Origin of the sequence: Nonomuraea sp. NPDC050022 (genome assembly GCF_044460705.1) — a bacterium.
Classification (GTDB): domain Bacteria; phylum Actinomycetota; class Actinomycetes; order Streptosporangiales; family Streptosporangiaceae; genus Nonomuraea.
On the sequence record NZ_JBITKE010000011.1, the window covers coordinates 428,163 to 446,225 of the forward strand.

Here is an 18,063-nt window from a genome sequence, read left to right on the forward strand (position 1 = left end):
GTCACCGGCCGTCATACGCAGAACGTTCTCAGCACCGCTGGTGACGGCGACCGGACACGACACGGGCCTTGCTGTGGCGCTTGGCAGGCAATCAGCCGATTCTGTCGTGGACCACACCGTCCATGTCGTCGCCCCAGACGTCGTCGTCCTCATGGAGCCAAGTGGCGGATTCGCGCTCTTTCTCCTCCTGGCCGCTCGCACCGCCCATCCCGCTCATCGGCATGAAGGAGGAGCCCGTCCCGTTCGTGGCGGTGGCCCGAATACCGTTGATCGTCGCCGGGGCTCCCGATCCACTGCCCATACCGGCGCCGGGATTGCCGGGGTCGGTGGCCGGGGAGTGGTTCGGGCTCTTGAGGGTGGAGTGGATCGGGCCGCTGTCCGAGTCGATTGGGCGCTGGAAGTCTGCCAGCTTGGTATGCAGGTTGGTGGGCCGATCCAAGGCGCTCGTGGGATCGTTCGAGCCGCGGGTGGGGTCGCCAGGCGATGCGTCGCTGCCGTTCGCGTCGAGGATGGCCGGCCAACGGGGTGCGTTCGTGCCGCCCGGGGCGGCGTCGGACGATGGGCTGTCCGGCCCTTGGCTGAGGTCCGCTCTGTCCCGGTCCTCGGGATCACCAGGGAAATGGGCGCGCTCGCCATGCGCTGCGGAAGAGTCCGCGCCGTCAGGTAACGCAGGGCCGCCGCCTGAGCGGTCAGTGTCAGTGGGGCCTATATGGGAGGGGGAGCGGTCGGAGGCTCCGGCGGACGGCCTCTCGCCGAATCTGTAGTCGACCGTTTCGGGCTTCTCATGCGGTGCCACCGGATAGGCGATGGCGGGCAGTTCCATCTCCACCGTCTTGGGAAGGGTGCTGTAGATCGCCTCGAGGTCCTTGCTGAACGCCTCCAACTGCAGTCCTGCCAGCTTTCCCAGATTCTTCCAGGTTAAATCCACGCCATGCTTGCCCGACTGCAGGACTCCGTTAAAAATGAGGTCGCCGTGACCATCGCGCCTGAAGCCGAAATTCGAGGATTCGCGCTCCGCCTCCGAAAGTTCGCCGTCGATGGACTCCTGGTGTTGGCGTACCACTCCGGCCAGGGTCTCGAGCGGACGGCCCATCGCCAGCAGCTTGTCAGAGAGTTCGCCGAGCGCTATGTAAAGAGTTCTCAGGGCCCGCTGTGCCGTTACGGAGGCCTTGCCCTCCCAGACCTTGGCGAGAGCCTCGGCTTCCTGCCCGAGCACCCATTGGGCGTTGGCGACGACCGAACACGCGTCCACGTAGGAGGCGCCGGCATCCTGAATCTCCTTGACGCTGATGCCCTTGATGAAGTCCCTGACCTCCTCAAATCTGCGGTCATCGTTATCGATCGTCCAGTCCGCACCGCGGGAGGGCTTGAGCCAGCGTGTCTTCTTGTCGGTCTTCGCAACCATGGGTGGCTAGGCTCCGTCCGTGTTCGCGTCGCTGACGTCCTTGTATTTGCCCGCGCCGGCGTCGAGCAGCGCAATCGCGATATCGAAGTTCTTCTGGACCTCTCGATAGGTCGTGGTGAACTCCTGGTGGCAGGTCGCCAGCATCTCGGCGAACGTGCGACCGCCCTCCCACCGGGCAACGCTCTGCAACTGGGCCCTCAGTTGCTCGAGCGCGGCGTACTTGGTCAGATCATCGATGGAGCCCTGGCCGGCGGCCAGGCTGCTCCCCTTGGCGCTGCCGCCTTCGCCGGTGAAGCGCCCCAGCGCCTCTCTCAGCGCTTTGGCACTTTCCCTGATCACCTTTTCGTTGTAGGTGACGCCGTCTCGTTCCGCCTCCAGACCCGGCCAGCTGTCTTCCAGGGCCTTGGGTGGTATCGATTCTGGCGCCATGCTCACGCTCCTAAATCGCGCTTGAGTCGTCGATTGCGAATATCCCGTTGGCCCATGACGCAGCGCTCAATGGGCGCCCATTAAATCTCGGCCTCGGCGCTCCTGATGCACCCGCTACCCCAAGCTCGGATACCTCTGCTGGAGACAGGAGCATGCTGCGGCGACGCTTCCAAAGCGAACTTCTCGTCTTGTCCGATCAACCCGCCGAGAGCTTTCGACAAAGTCAGGGAGAAAGACCGAGAGAGATTTGCCAACATCAAAACTCCTGATTATCAGCCCAGAACTACTTCCTCAAAGATCCGCGGAAGATCGGGTCGGGTGAGTATCGGCCTGGCGACAGGCCGTCTCACAGCGCCGGAAACGACGATACACCATTATGGAGCGAGTGCTCTGTTATTGCGAGCGCACCCCGCCCTCGGGTTCATGATCTCGATCGGTTGCCGAACGTCGCCGAACGACCGGTGGCCGAGGGTCGGCTCGCCACCAGGCCGAGGCGGATGAGGCTGTCCGCGGTGTCGGCGATGGCGGTCTCCGGGGCGCGCGGCTGCCAGCCGAGGACCTCACGAGCCTTGTCCGCGTGGACGACCGGGATGCGGCCCAGCTGGTCGACCATCGCCCGTAACTCGGGGTTCGTCCGTGCCGCGGCCCTGACCTGCTCGTCGGCGAGCTCCAGCTTCGGCACTTTGGCCGCGAGCTCGCCCAGATGGTCGCTCAGGATCCGGGCGGCGTGCAGGAAACTGATCATCTCACCGCTGCCGGCCAGGAACCGCTGTCCGGCCGCGGCGGGGTGGATCATGGCCCGCACGTGCAGGTCCACGACGTCGCGCACGTCCACCACGCCGAAGAAGACTCGGGGCGCGACCGGCATGTCCCCGTCGAGCATCGTCTTGACGAGCATGGTGGAGACCGACAGGTGCGGGCCGAGCAGCGGACCGAAGATCCCGGTGGGGTTGATCACGGCCAGTTCGAGGCCATCGGCCTCGGTCCGCGCGAAGTCCCACGCCGCGCGCTCCGCGATCGTCTTCGACCTGGTGTAGGCCGTGTTGTCGTCGGCGGGGTCGGTCCAGTCGCGCTCGTCATACTCGTCGCTCGCCTTACGGCTGTATCCCACCGCGGTGAAGGACGAGGTCATCACCACCCGCGCCACACCGGCGTCGCGGGCGGCACGCAAGACGCGCAGCGCTCCGTCCCTGGCCGGGACGATCAGCTCGTCGTCGTCCCTCGGCTGACCGGCGGGCAGCGGCGATGCGACGTGGTGGACATAGGCGCAGCCCGCCGTGGCCGCGGCCCAGCCGTCGTCCGCGGACAGATCGGCGTGGCAGATGTCGAGCCGATCCCCTGGATCGGCGCCGGCCGCGGCCACCGCCTCGCGGAGGCTGGTTTCGCGGGCGGGCGAGCGGACCGTGGCGCGCACGCGGTGACCGTCGAGCAGCAGCCGGCTGACCAGGTGCGAGCCGACGTGGCCGCTGCCACCGGTGACGAGAATGGGGTCGTTGAGCCGGCGGCTGTCCGTTCCTGATGACGATCTCGTGGTCGGCATGTCGTCCCTCGTTGAAGGAGGAAGGAGCGAGGTTTTGGCGTAGACCGTGCGGTCTTCGGTCCCGGTGTCGCGTACGGTCCACGGCCCGATCTCGAGGCTACTTCGAGCGGGAGCAGTTGTCAGAACCTCGTCTCGTGCGAACTTCGCGGCTCATTCGTCCATCCAACCGTGCATGACCACACACACGATGACCCGTACCGTATTGGGCACGACCCTGGCCGCAGGTCTGGTGCTGGGCGGCCTCACGCCGGCGGCGCACGCCGCGACCGCGTCCGCCGCTTTCGGCCCTTCCGGATATGGGGGCATCACACTGGGGATGAGCGCGAAGGCGGCCAAGGCCAGCGGCAAGATCACGCCCGCCGACGGGGCCGGCGTCTCCCCCACCTGCACCGGTTGGAGCCTGAAGGCTCACCCGGTCGGCAGCGACTCCGTCGGCCTCTTCATCTCCAAGAAGCACGGCGTTGCGGTGATCTTCGCGCCCAAGGGCGCCAAGACCCCTGAGGGCATCGGGCTGGGCTCTACGTACCGGCAGATCAAGAAGGCCTATCCCAAGCTGAAGACGGCCGCCAGCGGCTACCCGTACGTCGACATCCCCGGCAAGGCGCATGCTTACTATTCCTTCCTCCTCAACAAGGGCAAGGTCTACGAGATGGCGCTGGGGCTCCACAAGCAGGACTGCGTCAACTAACCCGGTGCGGGTCCTCGCCTGACCGGTCCCCATGTTTCTAGTCGGTCTGTTCGGAAAGTGGGAGTTTCCGGGAACCGATGAGAAAGGCATGGACATGGGCGCCGATGACAAGATCCGGAACAAGGCGGAGGAGCTCAAGGGCCGGGCGAAGGAGACCCTCGGAAAGGCCACCGACGACGAGGACCTGCGGGCCGAAGGGCGTACAGAACAGGCCGAAGGGGGCCTCAGACAGGCCGGCGAGAAAGTCAAGGACGCCGGCAAGAAGGTCAAGGACGCCTTCAAGAAGTAACGGCCACGACGAACACCTCCGGATATGGGGCCGCCCTCGCGCTTGACCGCGCGAGGGCGGCCCCGACGCTGTGACGATCACCAGGTCAGTCGAGCTCGACTCCGGAGTTGACCTCGCCGCCCTTGGACGCGTCGGCCTCCGCCGTCCGGTCGACCTGGATCCGACCCTGTGGTGCCTTCCCCGACGCCCCGCTGTTGGCGCGGCCACCGCGACCGACCATGGCCCGCCCGGTGTTCGACACCCGCACATTGGCCTGGGGCGGGAGGCCCGGGAGCGCCGCCCACACCGCGACTCCGACCGCGGCCAGCGCCGCTAGGGCCGACAGGGCGGTCGCGATCTTGTTCGCGGCGTCCCACCGCATCGCCACCAGGACCACCGCCACAGCCGTCACCGCCGCAGCCGTCACCGCCGCAGCCGTCACCGCCACGGCGCCGGCTTCGCCTGCGGCGCTGCGTCCAGGGGCCAGCCACCGACCCAGCCCAGCGGCCAGCCTGCACGTGCAGATACTTTACGTAGTCACATATTAACGTTCTGTGGATTATGTGCTTCTATGAGACCTAAACGCATCGGTAATTTCTCCCGAGAAGCCGCGCCGGTGGAGGATTGTCATCCCGCAGGGGAAAATCCATACATGCACATGCATCTGCACCTGCGCGGCTGCTCGCGAACCGCCATAATCTAGGGCGGCGATGGACGAGCACCGCCGAAACGGCGATCCGTCCTGACGCCAGCCTGAGCCTGCCACTAGATCAACAGACGAAAGGGACAGTTCCCGGCTTACCTGTCCGGACATTGACGCCGCCGAGGTCGACCGAGCGCCGCACGCTTTCTCCGATCTCGATCCATCGGACCGAAATGAGAAAGAAGTGAGCATCACCCTGCGCATCGCGCTCTGCTTAACCATCGACATGCTTCTCTCGCTGGTGATCGCGCTCATCGCCTTCATCGTGGCGAGAGAGAATGGGGTGCCGATGGTAGGAGCCCTTGGATGGAGCGGGGGTACGTTCATCGCGACAGCCACCCTCATCACCACGATCATGAACCACACAGGGGCATTCGACCGAGGGCAGAAGAGCCCCTAGCGGGCGATCGATTCGCCCAGCCGATCTCGCTCCAGCCGCTTCACGGCTCAGGCAGGGAGACCCGACTCCGCACGCGGGGTGGGCCACCGGGCCTCCGATGGCCCACCGCGTCGGGGCGGCTTTACCGGGCAGCCGGTGGCCCACCCAGCCAGGTCGGGTAACCGGGGAGCCGGTGGCCGCCCACCCCCGGGGCGTGGGTTACAGGGCGGCCGCCAGCTTCTTGAGGATGGCGGCTCGGGCCGGGGTGAGGGAGCGGCTGATGACAGCGGCGTTCACCTGCATGACATAGGCGTGGACGGCGGCGGCCTTGGCTGTGGCGTTGCCCATCACCTCGGCGCGCTCGGCGGCGTCGAGGACGGCGCACATGGCTATGGCGGGGACCCCGCCCGGGTTCTGATGCCGGTCACGTGGGCGTGCCGGCCCTCGTGATCAAGGCTGGGAAACGCCCACGTTCACGGCTCCTATTGCGCCGGCGTGCCGTACACGCTGACCTCGGTGAGGTGGAAGGACAGGTTGGCGGTGTTGTGGGTGCCGATCACCCGGACGTACCGGGCCTTCGCCTCGGTGGTCATCGTGTCTCCGGCGTCGGTCGCGGCCTTGGGGCCACGACGGCCGCCGAGGGTGTACCAGGTGACGCCGTCGAGGCTGCCCTCCAGCCGGTACTCGTAGTAGCGCCCGCCTCCGACATAGTTGCGGACGTTGACACGTGAGATGTCGTCGACCGCCCCCAGGTCGACCTTCCACCAGGTGGTGTCCCAGGTCATCTGGCTGGCGAAGTACGGGGAGTTGGCCCGGTTGCCGTCGTTCACGTACTCGGGGCCCCGACCCGACTCCCAGCTCAGTGCCGTGACCGGCTTGCGGAGGCTCTGCAGTGTGTCCCCCGCGCCGTCGCGGGCGGTCGACGGGGCCGACTCGGGATCGGTCAGCACGGCGGTCGCCTGCTGACCGGTGTCTCGGTTGGCCGCGCTGACGAACAGGCCGGCGTCGAGCGTGGCACCGGTGCCCGGGACGCGGGCCGACCCGATCACCGACCAGTTCTTGCCGTCGCTGCCGCACGAGCCGGTGAGCTGGTCGCCGGACTTGCCGATGCGCACGCGTACGGGCGGGGTGAACCCACCCACTTCGGTGTACGAGTCAAGCTGCCCGTTGCCGTCGGAATCCCAGCTGAACACGCAGCCGTGGCCGGGAGTGACGGCGATGTTCGCATACCCGGTGGCCCCGGAGGTGGCCAGATCGTCGCTCACCACCAGCCCGGACCGGGTCCACTCCGACGCCCCGTCCTGTCGCAGCACCGTGCTGGTGAGCTGCTGCCCGTCGGCTAGTGCGTCCGCGCGGTAGGCGGTGGCCAGCTCGTTGGTCTCCTTCCAAAGGTCGGCGCCGCTCGCCGCGATCGCGACCCCGTCGTTGGTGGCCGCGAACTCGGCCTGCGTGTTGCTCATCGTCTTGTACGGCGCGGGCGCGGCTCCGGCGATCAGCAGGCGGGTCGAGGCCGTGTCCCGTCGGGCGACGTCGCCGGAGTCCCAGGAGGCGATGACGTCCAGCGCCGGAGTGCCGCCTGGGGCCTCACCTGCGGGAACGGTCACCGTCCAGGTCGCGGTGAGCTTGTCACGCGAGGCGACGTGGTCGGCGCTGGTCGGGGAGGTCGCCTGCACCTGGTATCCGTCCGGGGCGTCGAGCTGAAGCGTCGCCCGGTCGGTAGGCCGCGAGGTGTTGTCGTTGGTGAACGCGGCGGTGACCTGTACGGTCCCACCCGGCTTGACGCCCTTACGGTCGACCCCGATGGTCACCGCGCCGTCGGGCAGTGCGGCCACGGTGCTCGCTTCGGCGTAGGCGTCGCCGCGTGGCTCGGAGGCGAGCTGGGTGCCGGCCTTGGCCCAGTCCTCGGCGACGGCCATCCAGTCGATCTTCTCGGGGTAATCCTCGCCCGAGCGCAGCGCGGTCTTCAGACCGTCGAAGAACATCTGCCAGCGCTTCACGTAGTACTGCCCGACGAGACCGTTCATCTCCCTGCGGGCGTAGTCCTGCAGACGGGCGTCGGCGGACCAGATCGTGACCAGAGACTTGAGGTTGTAGTCGAGCGTCGCTGCTTCGGCCGGCGTGGCGGCCTGCCGGCGGGCTTCCTTCTGCCACGCCCCGAGCAGGAAGTTCTCGTCGGTGCCGAGCAGCCGGTCCATCTGCCGCATCTGGTCCATCCACTGGCCGGTGAGGCGCTCGAAGCGTTCGAGATCCTTGGCCCGGTAGGCAGCGCGGATCTTGGGTAGCTGCAGCCGGCTGTGGTTGGCCAGCACCTGCCTTGCGACATCGACGAGGTCGTAGCGGTAGGCGCCGGAGCCGCGCAGGCCCTTGTCGATCTGGAGCAGCTCGTCGAGCGCCTTGTCGAAGGTGGCGATGTCGTACTGGAGCGGGTAGCCGGTGTTCGCCAGGCCGGGCTCGTCGTCGTACAGGCCGGTGACGTGCCGGGAGTCGGCGCCGGCGGGCCAGCTGTAGACGGTGTCGAGGAGGATCTGCCAGGCCGCCTTGGCGTGCGGATCCTCCCCGCCGTACCGCGCGGTGGCGTAGTCGGCGAACCACTGCCGCATGTCGACCGGGCTGTCCTGCCATGGCAGGTCGGCGAAGAACGCGACCGCGGCCGGGTTGTTGTCGATGGCCTCCGGCATGAGGGCGATGCCGTTCATCGCCGTGCCGGGCTTGTCGCGCCAGGCGTGGAACTTCTGGTTCCACAGCGTCAGCCGGGCGCCGAGGTTGAAGTGACCGCCGAAGTTCCAGATGGTGCCGAACGCGTACCCGGTGCCGAGAAAGTCCTTGTCCCGGTCGGTGATGCCGGGTTCCTCGCTGATGCCGTCGACGATGAACATCTTGGTCCGGTCGATGGCCTGAAGCGTCGCCGGCAGCGGGTTGCTCTGCCATCCCAGGATCGTCCAGAGCGCCTTGGGATGGGCGGTGTTCAATGCCCGCTGTACCGCTTGTGACGCCTGTGCGACGTTGACCGCTCCGGCCGTGCCACCCTCGTGCAGCAGGTCCATCTTGTACATCGTGCTGTTGCCGAACAGTTCGCTCTGCACCCGGTAGAACGTGGCCGCGACACGCGCGAAGACCGCGTTGGTCGGGTCGAGCCAGTGCGGGCGTTCGAGCTGGTTCCAGGTGCCCTGCGGGACCGTGTTGGCTGCCGGGTTGCGGGCCTTGAAGTCGGTCGGCACGGTGCCGAAGTAGCCGGGCAGCACCGGGACCATCCCCAGGGAACGCAGGTGGTCGGCCATCTTGCGGCCGAGGTCGACCCGTTGGTCGATGAGTTGCTGGGAGATCGGGCTGTCGGTGCAGCACATGTTCTGCAACAGCCACCAGGACTGGTGGCCCGGCTGCGGGATCCACGCGCGCATCTGCTGGTCGGAGTAGCCGAACTTCATGAAGGTACGCTGGTAGACCGCCTCCTGGCCCTCGTAGACCAGCACTTCGTTGATGCCGTGCAGCGCGAGGACATCGATCCGCCGCTGCCACTCCGGCCAGCTCAGATACGCGCCCGCATAGCCCTGGTTGGTGTCGTTGAGGGCGAAGCGGTGATCCACCGAGGAGTCTCTGGCGATGGGTGCCGCGGGCAACGGGAGGTGCTCGGGCAGGTCGACCTGGGAGCCGTTGATCGCGATGTCGGCGTGGGCCACCTGACGCAGGTAGTAGCCGAAGCCGGTCAGCTGAACCGCGGGCGTCGTGCCGGCGACGACGAGGCGGCCGTTGGAACCGTACACCTGGAACCGGTCTCGGCCCGTGCCCTTGACGATCGTGAGCAGAGTGACCTGCTTGGCGCGCGATGTCCCGATCAGCCGTTCGAGGGCCTGCGCCGCAGGGCCGCCGAACCCGGCGACCGTGTCGGCCGCCGCCTCGCGCGGGGAGACGAACGGCGCGGTGAGCATCGTGAGCAGGACTGCGGCGAGCGCCGTCAGGAGCGTTCGCCATCGGCGCGGTAAGGGGCTGTGGGGTTCGCTGGAACGGGTCATCGGGCGGCCACCTCCGAGGGGGGCGACTAAGGGGCCTACTATAGAAAGAGTTATGTAAAGACTTTTCGTAACGTCTTTGCGAAATATACTCAGCCGCAGGCGACCAGAGGTCAAGATCTCACGGCGGATATTCACGAACCGGACAGCGAGGGGCGCGGATGACGGAGGAGCGGCCGGCGGGCACACCCGTGCTACGGAGGATGAACCGGGCCGCGGTGCTCGACGCGGTCCGACGGCGCGCACCCGAGCCCGTACGGCTGGCCGAACTCAGCCGGCTGACCGAGCTCACCCGCCCGACGGTCGCCCAGGCCGTGGAGGATCTACTGGCCGCCGGCTGGCTACGGCAGCACGCGCCGCGGCCGGCCACGGTGGGCAGACCGGCGACGCGGTTCTCCCTGAACGGCCGGGCGGCACCCGTGCTCGGCCTGGACGTCGGCCCGCACACCGTGACGGCGGGGATCGCCGACCTGGCCGGTGAGCGCCTCGCGGTGATTCGCCGGACGGTGGGCCGGCGCAGCGCTAGGCACCTGCTCGAGGCGGTCGACGAGGCGACGGATGAAGCGCTGGCGACGGCCGGCCTGGCCGCCGAGCAGATCACGGCGGTCACCGCGGCGACCCCGGGCATCGTCGAGGAGACCACCGGCCGGGTGCTGTTCGTCCCGAGTGTGCCGGGCTGGTCGGAGATCGACCTCGCCGGCCGCCTGCGGGCTCGTTTCAGGTGCGCGGTCACGGTGGAGAACGACGCGAACCTGGCCGCGCTGGCGGCGGCCCACCAGCGCACCGGCGCGGGCACCCTGCTCGCGGTTCAGTGGGGCGAGCGGCTCGGGGCCGGCGTCGTCATCGACGGACGGCTGCATCGGGGCGCGGGCCAGGCCGGTGAAATCGGTTTCATTCGACCCGTCGATAACCTTCCCGACGCGAATCTTCCCGACGCTCACCCTCCCAACGCCGACCCTCCCAACGCCGACCCTCCCAACGCCGACGCTCCCGACGCGGCTGGGGACGGTCGTGGGCCGCTGGAGCGCGCGATCGGCGCCGAGGCGATCGTCAATCTCGCCCGCCGCCGCGCCGCCGAGCATCCGGAGTCCGGGCTCGCCCGTGCGACGGACGCGGCCGCCGTCTTCGCGGCCGCCGCCGGGGGCGACCCGATCGCCGCCGAGGTCGTCGACCGGGTCGCCGCCGTCTTCGCCGAGGCGATCGCGCCCGTGGTCCTCGTACTGTCCCCGCATGTGATCGTGATAGGTGGTGGCATCGCCCGAGCCGGCGCGGTCCTGCTGGACGCGATCGCCCGGCACCTCGAAGACCTGACCCTCGCCCCGCCCAGCGTGGAACTGTCGGAGCTGGCCGAGGGCACCGTACTCACCGGCGCGATCCAGATGGCCCTGGACGAGGTGTGGCGCGACACCCTGGCCGTCTGCTGACCGATACGCACGTTTCCGTGTGCCGCTCTGGGGACGTCATTCGAAGAACTTGAGGCTGTACCCGACGTCGGTGTTGGGGCCGGGCACGTTCGCCCGCCGGTAGGTGGTCTTGCTCCACCAGACGGCCGTGCCGGTGTACCAGTACCGGTTGGACCACTCGTACGGCGTGCCCTTGGCGACAGCGTGGTACATGGTCGGGAACCGGTTGCCGGAGGGCGGGCTGCTGGCGATGTCGCCGTCCTCCAGCACGAACGTGTGGTGGCCCGGGCCGTCCACGTGCAGCGTCGGGGTCCAGCCGGCCATCATGTACGCCGCGTATGAGCCGAACAGGCAACCGTTGCTCTTGTACCAGTCCCACACGTTCGTGGGGTCACCGCCGGAGCGCAGCCGCAGATCGGCGAGGCAGTACTTGCTGCTCCAACTGCCGTTCGCGGAGTACACGATGTGCAACTGCCCGTTCGGGTCGAGGATCGGCTCGGGAGCCTCGTTGATGAACGGGTTGCCGACGACCCGCTCCCACGGTTCTCGCGGCTGGGAGATGATGTAACGGCCGCCGGTGGCCGTGGTGGGGCCGCTCATCCGGGCGATGTAAAGGTTCTGCTCGACGTTGGTGTCGCCCGCCCAGCCGGACCACACGAACCAGCGCTGCCCGTTGAAGGTGAACGGCGCGCCGTCGATGGCCCACTTGTCGCCGGGCAGGGCGACCTTCGTCGCGGCGGAATAGCCGGAGTCGGCGGTGGCGGAGCTGATGTGGTACATCCGGTGGGCGGCGCTGCGGCCCGCCGAGAAGTAGATGTGGTACCGGCCGTCGTGGTGCACGATCTCGGGCGCCCACACCTCACCGAGGTTGCCGGTGTCCTTCCACACCTGGCGCGGGGGCGCGGCGGCGATGCCCTCGAGAGTGGTCGCCGTCCGTACGGCGACGCCACCGTTCACCGACTTGGCCGCGACGTAGAGGTTGCCGACCCGGATGACACTGGGGTCCGCACCACCCAGGGTGGTGCGGCCGAGGGCTACTGACTTCTTGGCGGGCTCGGCGGCCGGTGCGGCGTTGGCGGGAGAGGCGGCGGTGCCGCCGACAACGGTCAAGGCGAGGGCGAGGACCACCGGTCGGAGAGCATGTCTTCTCATGAGGCTCCTTCTACCCGCGGGTCGCCAGCAGGTAATCTTTAAACAAAGTTTACTAATAGATTCGGCGCTCATTCAAGATCCCGCCCCGCCGAACGCGAGACCGCGCCGCGGTGGTCACTCCGGCTTTGTCAGCCTGGAGAACTACCGGGATGCGACCCTGGTCGCAGGGAAAGATCGTCACGAGTGCTGACGAGAGACGGCCGCCGACGCCACCAGGATGGAGATCGTTTCCACGACCTCCATCCAAAGGAAGGCCAATGAACGGTAAGCGCATGACGGTCGCCGTGCTCGTCGCCGCGGGCCTGCTGTCGCCTGTCCCGGCCACCGCACAGGCGCGGCACGACGAGCCCGTCGGCATGCGGCAGGCGCTCGAGGCGACGGTGGCCGCCGGTGCCCCCGGCGTCCTGGTCCGGATCGACGACGACCACGGGACCTGGATCGGCACCAGCGGAACCGCCGACCTGGACACCGGGAGAGCGGTGCCGCGCGAGGCGCGCTTCCGCGTCGCCAGCGTGACCAAGAGCATGGTCGCCGCAACCGTCTTGCAGCTGGTTCAGGAGGGCAAGCTGAGCCTGGACGAGCCTGTCGGCACGTGGCTACCCGGCCAGATCGACGGTGGCGACCAGATCACGGTGCGAGAGCTGCTCAACCACACCGGCGGCCTGGCCACCTACGACGAAGCCGCCGAGTTCGCCGATCCCGAGCAGTACGGCAAGCGGACCTATACCCCGCGGCAACTCATCGACGAGGCCGAGCGGCTGCCCTCGCCCGAGCGGGGTCGCTTCAGCTACTCCAACACCGGCTACATCCTGCTCGGGCTGCTCGTGGAGAAGGTGACGGGCCATGAGCTGAGCGACGAACTCGATCGGCGGATCTTCCGGCCGGCCGCCATGACGCGCTCCTACCTGCCCAAGACCTGGGACGGCATCCGTGGTCCACACGCCACCGGCTACTACCTGCCCACGGGCGCCGATCCAAGCCGGCCGGGCGCGCTGCGGCCCATCACCCGGCTGAACCCGTCCTTCGCCTGGGCCGCGTACGGAGTGGTGTCAGACGCCCGCGATCTGAACCGCTTCTACCAGGCGCTCTTCGGCGGCCGGCTGGTCAGCCGGAACCTGCTGACGCAGATGCGCACCGGCGTCGCCACACCCCAGGCCCCGATCTTCCCCCGGTACGGGCTCGGGTTGGAGGCGGTGGGGCTCACCTGCGGCCAGATGTGGGGCGCGACCGGCTCGATCCCCGGCTACGAGACCTTGAGCTTCGCCGACGCCACGGGCGAACGCCGGATGACGCTGTCGGTCAACGTGCATCGCAGCGATCCGGCGGTCGCGCGCATGCTGCTGGCCGCCGTTGACGCGCTCAACCGCTATTTCTGCGGTGAGCCGTACGAACTGCCGGGTGCGGCGTCGAAGGCGCGGTGATCGACCAAGTACCCACTGCTGATCGCCGAGTATCGGCTCCTCCGGATCAGCGAGCCAGCAACGCGTCGATCTCGTCCAGCTGAGCCGGGGTCAGCGGGCCACGCTCGAGGGCCGCCGCGTTCTCCTCCGCCTGAGCGATCGACTTGAACCCCGGAATGGGGATCATCTGGTCGCCCCGTGCGAGTATCCATGCCAAGGAGCCCTGGGCGAGAGTGCGGCCGGCGCTGGTGAGGATCTCCCGGATGGCGGCGAGCCGGTCGAGGGAGTCCTGGTCGGGACGTCCGTCGCGGAAATAGCTCACCCAAGAGTGCCCGCTGGCGCGTACGTCATCGGCGGGCAGCCGCGACTCGGCGGTGAACTTGCCGGTCAGCAAACCCATCGCCAGTGGCGAACGAGCCAGGCCGGCCAGTCCGCTCTCCTCGCAGACCTCGATCATCCCGGGTGCGTCGCTGAGGACGTTGATGGCGAACTGCACCGCCGCCGCCCCACGCCGACCGGCCAGCCGGCGGGCCCGCTCCTGATCGTCGGTGCTCCACCCGTAGCCGCGGATCATGCCCTTGTCGACCAGGCTCTCCAGCTCGGCGAAGACGTCCTCGGCGGCGTCGACGTCTCCCACATGCATCTGGTAGAGGTCGATGTAGTCAGTGCCCAGGCGGGCCAGGGACGCCTCGCACGCGCGCTGGACATACGCGGCGGAGGTGTCGGTGCCGGTGATCTCCTTTCGCGTCTCGTCGTAGGTGTAGCCGAACTTCGTGGCGATGACGACGGCGTCGCGCCGATTCCGCAGGGCGCGGCCGAGAACCCGCTCGCTGCGGCCGGTGCCATAGACGTCGGCGGTGTCGAAGAAGGTGACGCCCAGGTCGACGGCGCGGTTGATCGCGCGAGCGGATTCGTCATCGTCCACCTCCCCCCAGCCGTCCTGCATGCCGCGGAGCAGGAACGGCCCGCCGATCGCCCAGCAACCCAGCCCGATCGCGCTGACCTCCAGCCCCGTCTGCCCGAGCTTCCTGGTCAAGATGGACATCTCACCACTCCTCAATGAATCTTCATGGCGGTTCGTCCGCCTGCGCACTGTAGGCCCGCACTTGGTACCGTCTGAAGAGCCATTTCTTCGTCAACCGGCAAGTCCATTTCTGGCCGATCATGCCCAAGCAGTCCCCCTCCCTCGCCGCGGCCGGCATCACGCTCGCCCCCGCCCCGGGTATCGCGCTCTCGCGCCACCTCTATGAGCGGATCCGCGACGCCATCCTGTCCGGCCAGCTCAGGCCAGGGCTCAGGCTGCCGTCCTCGCGTGCGCTCGCGGCGGAGCTGGGTGTGTCGCGTACCACCACGGTCACCGCGTACGAGCGGCTGCGTGACGAGGGCTACCTGGACGGGCGGGTCGGCGCGGGCACCACTGTGGCGCTCCTGCGGATACCCCATCCTGCGGCGGCTCCCGTCCACGAACCCCCGAACGTACGGCAGCCGCCGCGTTTGTCGGCCCAAGGCGCCGCCCTGGCCGGCGTGCGGTGGCGGATGAGGCACACCATGGATGGCCCCGGCTCGGGCCCGCCGGCGTTCCCGGTCGGCCGACCGGCGATCGACGCGTTCCCCGCCGAGCTCTGGGGCAAGGTGGTGGCACGACGAGCCCGCCGGTCGGCCGGTTCCCTCCTGCGTTACCAGCATCCCGCCGGCTATCAGCCGTTGCGCGAGGCCATCGCCGCGTATGTCGGCATGGCCCGGGCGGTGCGCTGCACCCCGGAACAGGTGCTGGTTGTGGGCGGCGCGCAGGCCGGTCTCAGCCTGGCCGCCCGGCTTCTCCTCGACCCGGGTGACGACGCGTGGATGGAGGACCCGGGCTACTACGGCGCTCGCGGAGCGATCATCGCCGCGGGAGCCACCCCGGTCCCGGTCCCCGTCGACGCCGACGGCCTGGACATCGACGCCGGGAACGCCCGGGCGCCCCACGCCCGCATCGCCTATGTGACCCCCTCGCACCAGTTCCCGTTGGGCGTCACCATGAGCCTGCACCGCCGCCTTGCGCTGCTGGACTGGGCCCGCACCGCCGGCACCTATGTCCTGGAGGACGACTACGACAGCGAGTACCGCTACATCGGAGATCCACTTCCCTCGCTCCAGGGCCTGGACGGCGCCGGACGAGTGGTGTACGTCGGCAGCTTCAGCAAGGTGCTGTTCCCCGCGCTGCGCATCGGATACCTGATCGTGCCCGACGAACTGGTGGACGCCTTCACGGCTGGGCAACGTTTCGCGGCCGCGCACGTCCCCGTGCTGGAGCAGGCCGCCCTCACCGACTTCATCGCCGACGGGCACTTCGCCCGGCACGTCCGGCGGATGCGGGCCCTGTACGCGGAACGCGGGGCGGCCCTCGTCCGGGCGGCGCGTCAAGAGCTCGACGGCGTCCTGTCGGTGACGCCCGCCGATGCGGGCCTGCACGTCGTCGGCTGGCTGCCCGAAGACATCGATGACAGAGAGGCGGCCTTCCGGGCCGCGGCGTATGGCGTGGACGTGCAGCCCTTGTCCGCGCACGCCCAGGAACCGGCCAAACGCCCCGGACTGCTCCTCGGCCACGCGGCGACGCCTGAGCCCCACATCGTCACCGCGATCCACCGCCTCGCGGCATCCCTGACCGCATCCGCACAGAGCGCCCGCGGTCGGCGGGCCGGGCGGGGCGCGGATGGCGACCCCCAGCCGTCGTATCGGACGATGGCGCCGGTCACGCGGTCACGAAGGTCAGCACACTTCGAGCGGGAAGCGTGACGGTGAAGGAACCGTTCGACACGCCGGTCGTGCCCTGGGGTGCGACGTTCCTGCTCGCGTCGGTCAGCCAGGACGAGACCCTGGACGCGGCGCCGTTCGCCAGGGTGAACTGCTGGCTCACCGCAGAGGTCCCCTTGTTGATGGCGACGACGACGACCGTGGAGTCACCGCCCCGGTACGCCGAGACGTATACGTTCGACGCCGGGTTCGCCGTCGCCCCGATCCGCACGTATCCGGGGCGGACGAACCTGGCGAAATGCGCCATGTTAGCCCCGCGCTTGCTGATCTGGCCGTCCTCCCGCATGGGTCCGTAGCTGCGCCGGATGTACCACCAGATGTACGCCTGGAACTCGGCGTCCACCATGGCGCGGTGGATGTGCTCCCCCACGTCGAGCGCCTGGGGCCAGAGGTCCGCCGAATCGGTGCTGTTGGGGTGGTAGACCTCGGTCATCCAGAGTTCTTTGCCCGCGCCCTTCTGCTTGAAGAGGGGATAGGGGAAGTTCGCGAAGGAGGTGCCGTAGAGGTGCGCCCCGATGATGTCCACGTTGGCGAGCGCCGTGGGGTCGTTGAGGATCGGGTCCGACATGTTCTTCAGGTATTGGAAGGACTCGGGCGCGATGACCCGGGTGCTGATCGAGCCGGCGTTCTCCCGTAAGAATCGCACCATTTCGGTGGGGGTCCACCACGTCCAATCATGCGCGTAGTCGGGCTCGTTCTGCACTGATATGCCGTACAGGTTCACCCCGTTGTTCCGCATGAATGCGGTGAAGTCGTTCAGGTGCTGGGCATAGGCGCCGTACATGTCGTATCTGAGGCGTCTCGCGTTGTTCTGACTGCCGCGGACGAAGGTCTCGACCATGCGGGCGGGGGGATTCCAGGGGGACGCGATGACGGTCGCCCCGAGTTCGATCGCGCGCCTCGCGGTCGCCACGTCGCGGCTCCAGTCCGCCTGGTTCTCGGGGACGGGGATCCTCAGCACGGAGAATCCCAGCCGACCCTCGCCGGTGCCGAACGCCGTGTCCCGCTGGGCAGCCGTGAGATCGCCGATCCAGGCCGTGTGGGTCATGCCGCCGAAGCCGCGTATCGTCTGCCGCCGTGCCGACGGATCGATGATCACCGCGGCGGCAGCCGTCGCGGCCTCGGCCACTGAGGCTGTCGCGGCCGAGGCCGCGACGGTGAGGACCGGCAGAGCCCCCATGGTCGCCAGGACGCTTCTCCGGCTCAGCGATCCTCGCTCGCTGCCAACAGCCTCATTCCGACCTTGCGTCATGTCTCCTCCTCTTGGCTATTGCTGAGTCCGCGCATTTCCGGTCCCGTTGGCCCAGTCGGCGCCGGTTCCGCCGTGCTATGGGAGCGCTCCCATCGGAGAAACGCGTTCTCACCGGGTCACTTCGATGAGGCTTACATAGGTCAGGCCATTGCCGAAAACCCTCTCGAGAGCGCCGATTGTTCGCGCTAACATCTCTTGCTGGAACGTAAGGCCCCGACTGCGGCTCGTCAACCGTTCACACCGAGGAAACTTAACTAAGATCAAATAGCCTCGGGGTAGAGGGCGATGAGCGACGGTCGAGCTCAGCGCCTTTTCGGCGTATCGCCGCTGGCGATCCGGCAGGACCTCACCGAAGAGCGGAAATGCGGGCCCGCCGACCACCGCAGTGCGCTGGCAACTCAGCTGAGGCAAGGATGAGTCGGCGTGGGCCATGCCCGGAGACTGCAAGTTAATTCCGAAGGCGTCGCAAGTTACCCGTTGCCAACGGGTTACTTCTGTGAAACTTTCACATCCACCGGCAGCGCGGCTCGATCTTCCCGGAGACGAAGCTCCAGGCGGGAAGACGTTCCCGCGCAAACGCCCGAGTCGGCGAGGGCCGCCCCTCGTTGACGCGAGCCGGACCGTCGGATGTACTCCGCGAC

Annotated in this window: 15 protein-coding genes; 6 read left to right on the plus strand and 9 right to left on the minus strand. The window is 68.2% G+C overall.

Annotated features, from left to right (window positions below):
• Positions 1–91: 91 nt before the first annotated feature.
• The 3 genes from ACIBO2_RS42480 to ACIBO2_RS42490 all read right to left on the minus strand — a co-directional run bounded on the left by ACIBO2_RS42480 (position 92) and on the right by ACIBO2_RS42490 (position 3,374).
• Positions 92–1,405: a hypothetical protein gene (locus ACIBO2_RS42480; RefSeq protein WP_358549827.1), complete on the minus strand. Its 1,314-nt coding sequence runs from the start codon at positions 1,403–1,405 to the stop codon at positions 92–94.
• A 6-nt stretch (positions 1,406–1,411) separates the two neighbouring features.
• Positions 1,412–1,834, minus strand: a complete 423-nt coding sequence (locus ACIBO2_RS42485; protein ID WP_397304003.1) for a hypothetical protein — start codon at positions 1,832–1,834, stop codon at positions 1,412–1,414.
• 421 nt (positions 1,835–2,255) lie between these two features.
• Positions 2,256–3,374 carry an NAD-dependent epimerase/dehydratase family protein gene (locus ACIBO2_RS42490; RefSeq protein ID WP_397304004.1) on the minus strand — a complete coding sequence of 373 codons (1,119 nt, stop codon included), beginning with the start codon at positions 3,372–3,374 and terminating at the stop codon, positions 2,256–2,258.
• Between the two features lie 172 nt (positions 3,375–3,546).
• On the opposite strand from ACIBO2_RS42490, the gene ACIBO2_RS42495 reads away from it, so the two are divergent.
• Entirely contained in the window at positions 3,547–4,062 is a 516-nt protein-coding gene (locus ACIBO2_RS42495; RefSeq protein ID WP_397304005.1) for a hypothetical protein, read from the plus strand.
• Positions 4,063–4,156: 94 nt separating this feature from the next.
• Positions 4,157–4,351, plus strand: coding sequence for a CsbD family protein (locus ACIBO2_RS42500; RefSeq protein ID WP_358449388.1), 195 nt, complete (start codon positions 4,157–4,159; stop codon positions 4,349–4,351).
• A gap of 85 nt (positions 4,352–4,436) precedes the next feature.
• Here ACIBO2_RS42500 and ACIBO2_RS42505 read toward each other — a convergent pair whose 3' ends face one another.
• Entirely contained in the window at positions 4,437–4,778 is a 342-nt protein-coding gene (locus ACIBO2_RS42505) for a hypothetical protein (RefSeq protein WP_397304006.1), read from the minus strand.
• Positions 4,779–5,217: 439 nt separating this feature from the next.
• Here ACIBO2_RS42505 and ACIBO2_RS42510 point away from each other — a divergent pair, with 439 nt between their 5' ends.
• Positions 5,218–5,433: a hypothetical protein gene (locus ACIBO2_RS42510; RefSeq protein ID WP_397304007.1), complete on the plus strand. Its 216-nt coding sequence runs from the start codon at positions 5,218–5,220 to the stop codon at positions 5,431–5,433.
• Between the two features lie 198 nt (positions 5,434–5,631).
• Here the strand turns inward: ACIBO2_RS42510 and ACIBO2_RS42515 are convergent, their stop codons facing one another.
• Both ACIBO2_RS42515 and ACIBO2_RS42520 read right to left on the minus strand, forming a co-directional pair.
• A complete protein-coding gene (locus tag ACIBO2_RS42515) occupies positions 5,632–5,799 on the minus strand; it encodes a hypothetical protein (RefSeq protein ID WP_397304008.1) in 168 nt (55 codons plus the stop codon).
• Between the two features lie 95 nt (positions 5,800–5,894).
• Positions 5,895–9,422: an alpha-N-acetylglucosaminidase TIM-barrel domain-containing protein gene (locus ACIBO2_RS42520; protein WP_397304009.1), complete on the minus strand. Its 3,528-nt coding sequence runs from the start codon at positions 9,420–9,422 to the stop codon at positions 5,895–5,897.
• A 158-nt stretch (positions 9,423–9,580) separates the two neighbouring features.
• On the opposite strand from ACIBO2_RS42520, the gene ACIBO2_RS42525 reads away from it, so the two are divergent.
• Entirely contained in the window at positions 9,581–10,843 is a 1,263-nt protein-coding gene (locus ACIBO2_RS42525) for an ROK family protein (RefSeq protein WP_397304010.1), read from the plus strand.
• 36 nt (positions 10,844–10,879) lie between these two features.
• Here ACIBO2_RS42525 and ACIBO2_RS42530 read toward each other — a convergent pair whose 3' ends face one another.
• Positions 10,880–11,974, minus strand: coding sequence for a glycoside hydrolase family 43 protein (locus tag ACIBO2_RS42530; RefSeq protein WP_358549807.1), 1,095 nt, complete (start codon positions 11,972–11,974; stop codon positions 10,880–10,882).
• A gap of 257 nt (positions 11,975–12,231) precedes the next feature.
• Between ACIBO2_RS42530 and ACIBO2_RS42535 the strand changes: the two genes are divergently transcribed.
• Positions 12,232–13,395, plus strand: coding sequence for a serine hydrolase domain-containing protein (locus ACIBO2_RS42535; protein WP_358549805.1), 1,164 nt, complete (start codon positions 12,232–12,234; stop codon positions 13,393–13,395).
• A 46-nt stretch (positions 13,396–13,441) separates the two neighbouring features.
• On the opposite strand, the gene ACIBO2_RS42540 is transcribed toward ACIBO2_RS42535, so the two are convergent.
• Positions 13,442–14,419, minus strand: coding sequence for an aldo/keto reductase (locus ACIBO2_RS42540; protein WP_358549803.1), 978 nt, complete (start codon positions 14,417–14,419; stop codon positions 13,442–13,444).
• A 119-nt stretch (positions 14,420–14,538) separates the two neighbouring features.
• Here ACIBO2_RS42540 and ACIBO2_RS42545 point away from each other — a divergent pair, with 119 nt between their 5' ends.
• Complete coding sequence (locus tag ACIBO2_RS42545) at positions 14,539–16,152, plus strand: PLP-dependent aminotransferase family protein (protein WP_397304011.1); 1,614 nt, start codon at positions 14,539–14,541, stop codon at positions 16,150–16,152.
• Here ACIBO2_RS42545 and ACIBO2_RS42550 read toward each other — a convergent pair.
• Complete coding sequence (locus ACIBO2_RS42550; protein ID WP_358549799.1) at positions 16,109–17,350, minus strand: glycoside hydrolase family 30 beta sandwich domain-containing protein; 1,242 nt, start codon at positions 17,348–17,350, stop codon at positions 16,109–16,111. The genes ACIBO2_RS42545 and ACIBO2_RS42550 overlap by 44 nt on opposite strands.
• Positions 17,351–18,063 lie beyond the last annotated feature (713 nt).

Coding starts and splice junctions, on each gene's coding strand:
- ACIBO2_RS42480 (WP_358549827.1), bottom strand. CDS start 1,405: ATGGTTGCGAAGACCGACAAGAAGACACGCTGGCTCAAGCCCTCCCGC.
- ACIBO2_RS42485 (WP_397304003.1), bottom strand. CDS start 1,834: ATGGCGCCAGAATCGATACCACCCAAGGCCCTGGAAGACAGCTGGCCG.
- ACIBO2_RS42490 (WP_397304004.1), bottom strand. CDS start 3,374: ATGCCGACCACGAGATCGTCATCAGGAACGGACAGCCGCCGGCTCAAC.
- ACIBO2_RS42495 (WP_397304005.1), top strand. CDS start 3,547: ATGACCACACACACGATGACCCGTACCGTATTGGGCACGACCCTGGCC.
- ACIBO2_RS42500 (WP_358449388.1), top strand. CDS start 4,157: ATGGGCGCCGATGACAAGATCCGGAACAAGGCGGAGGAGCTCAAGGGC.
- ACIBO2_RS42515 (WP_397304008.1), bottom strand. CDS start 5,799: ATGTGCGCCGTCCTCGACGCCGCCGAGCGCGCCGAGGTGATGGGCAAC.
- ACIBO2_RS42520 (WP_397304009.1), bottom strand. CDS start 9,422: ATGACCCGTTCCAGCGAACCCCACAGCCCCTTACCGCGCCGATGGCGA.
- ACIBO2_RS42525 (WP_397304010.1), top strand. CDS start 9,581: ATGACGGAGGAGCGGCCGGCGGGCACACCCGTGCTACGGAGGATGAAC.
- ACIBO2_RS42530 (WP_358549807.1), bottom strand. CDS start 11,974: ATGAGAAGACATGCTCTCCGACCGGTGGTCCTCGCCCTCGCCTTGACC.
- ACIBO2_RS42535 (WP_358549805.1), top strand. CDS start 12,232: ATGAACGGTAAGCGCATGACGGTCGCCGTGCTCGTCGCCGCGGGCCTG.
- ACIBO2_RS42540 (WP_358549803.1), bottom strand. CDS start 14,419: ATGTCCATCTTGACCAGGAAGCTCGGGCAGACGGGGCTGGAGGTCAGC.
- ACIBO2_RS42545 (WP_397304011.1), top strand. CDS start 14,539: ATGCCCAAGCAGTCCCCCTCCCTCGCCGCGGCCGGCATCACGCTCGCC.
- ACIBO2_RS42550 (WP_358549799.1), bottom strand. CDS start 17,350: ATGGGGGCTCTGCCGGTCCTCACCGTCGCGGCCTCGGCCGCGACAGCC.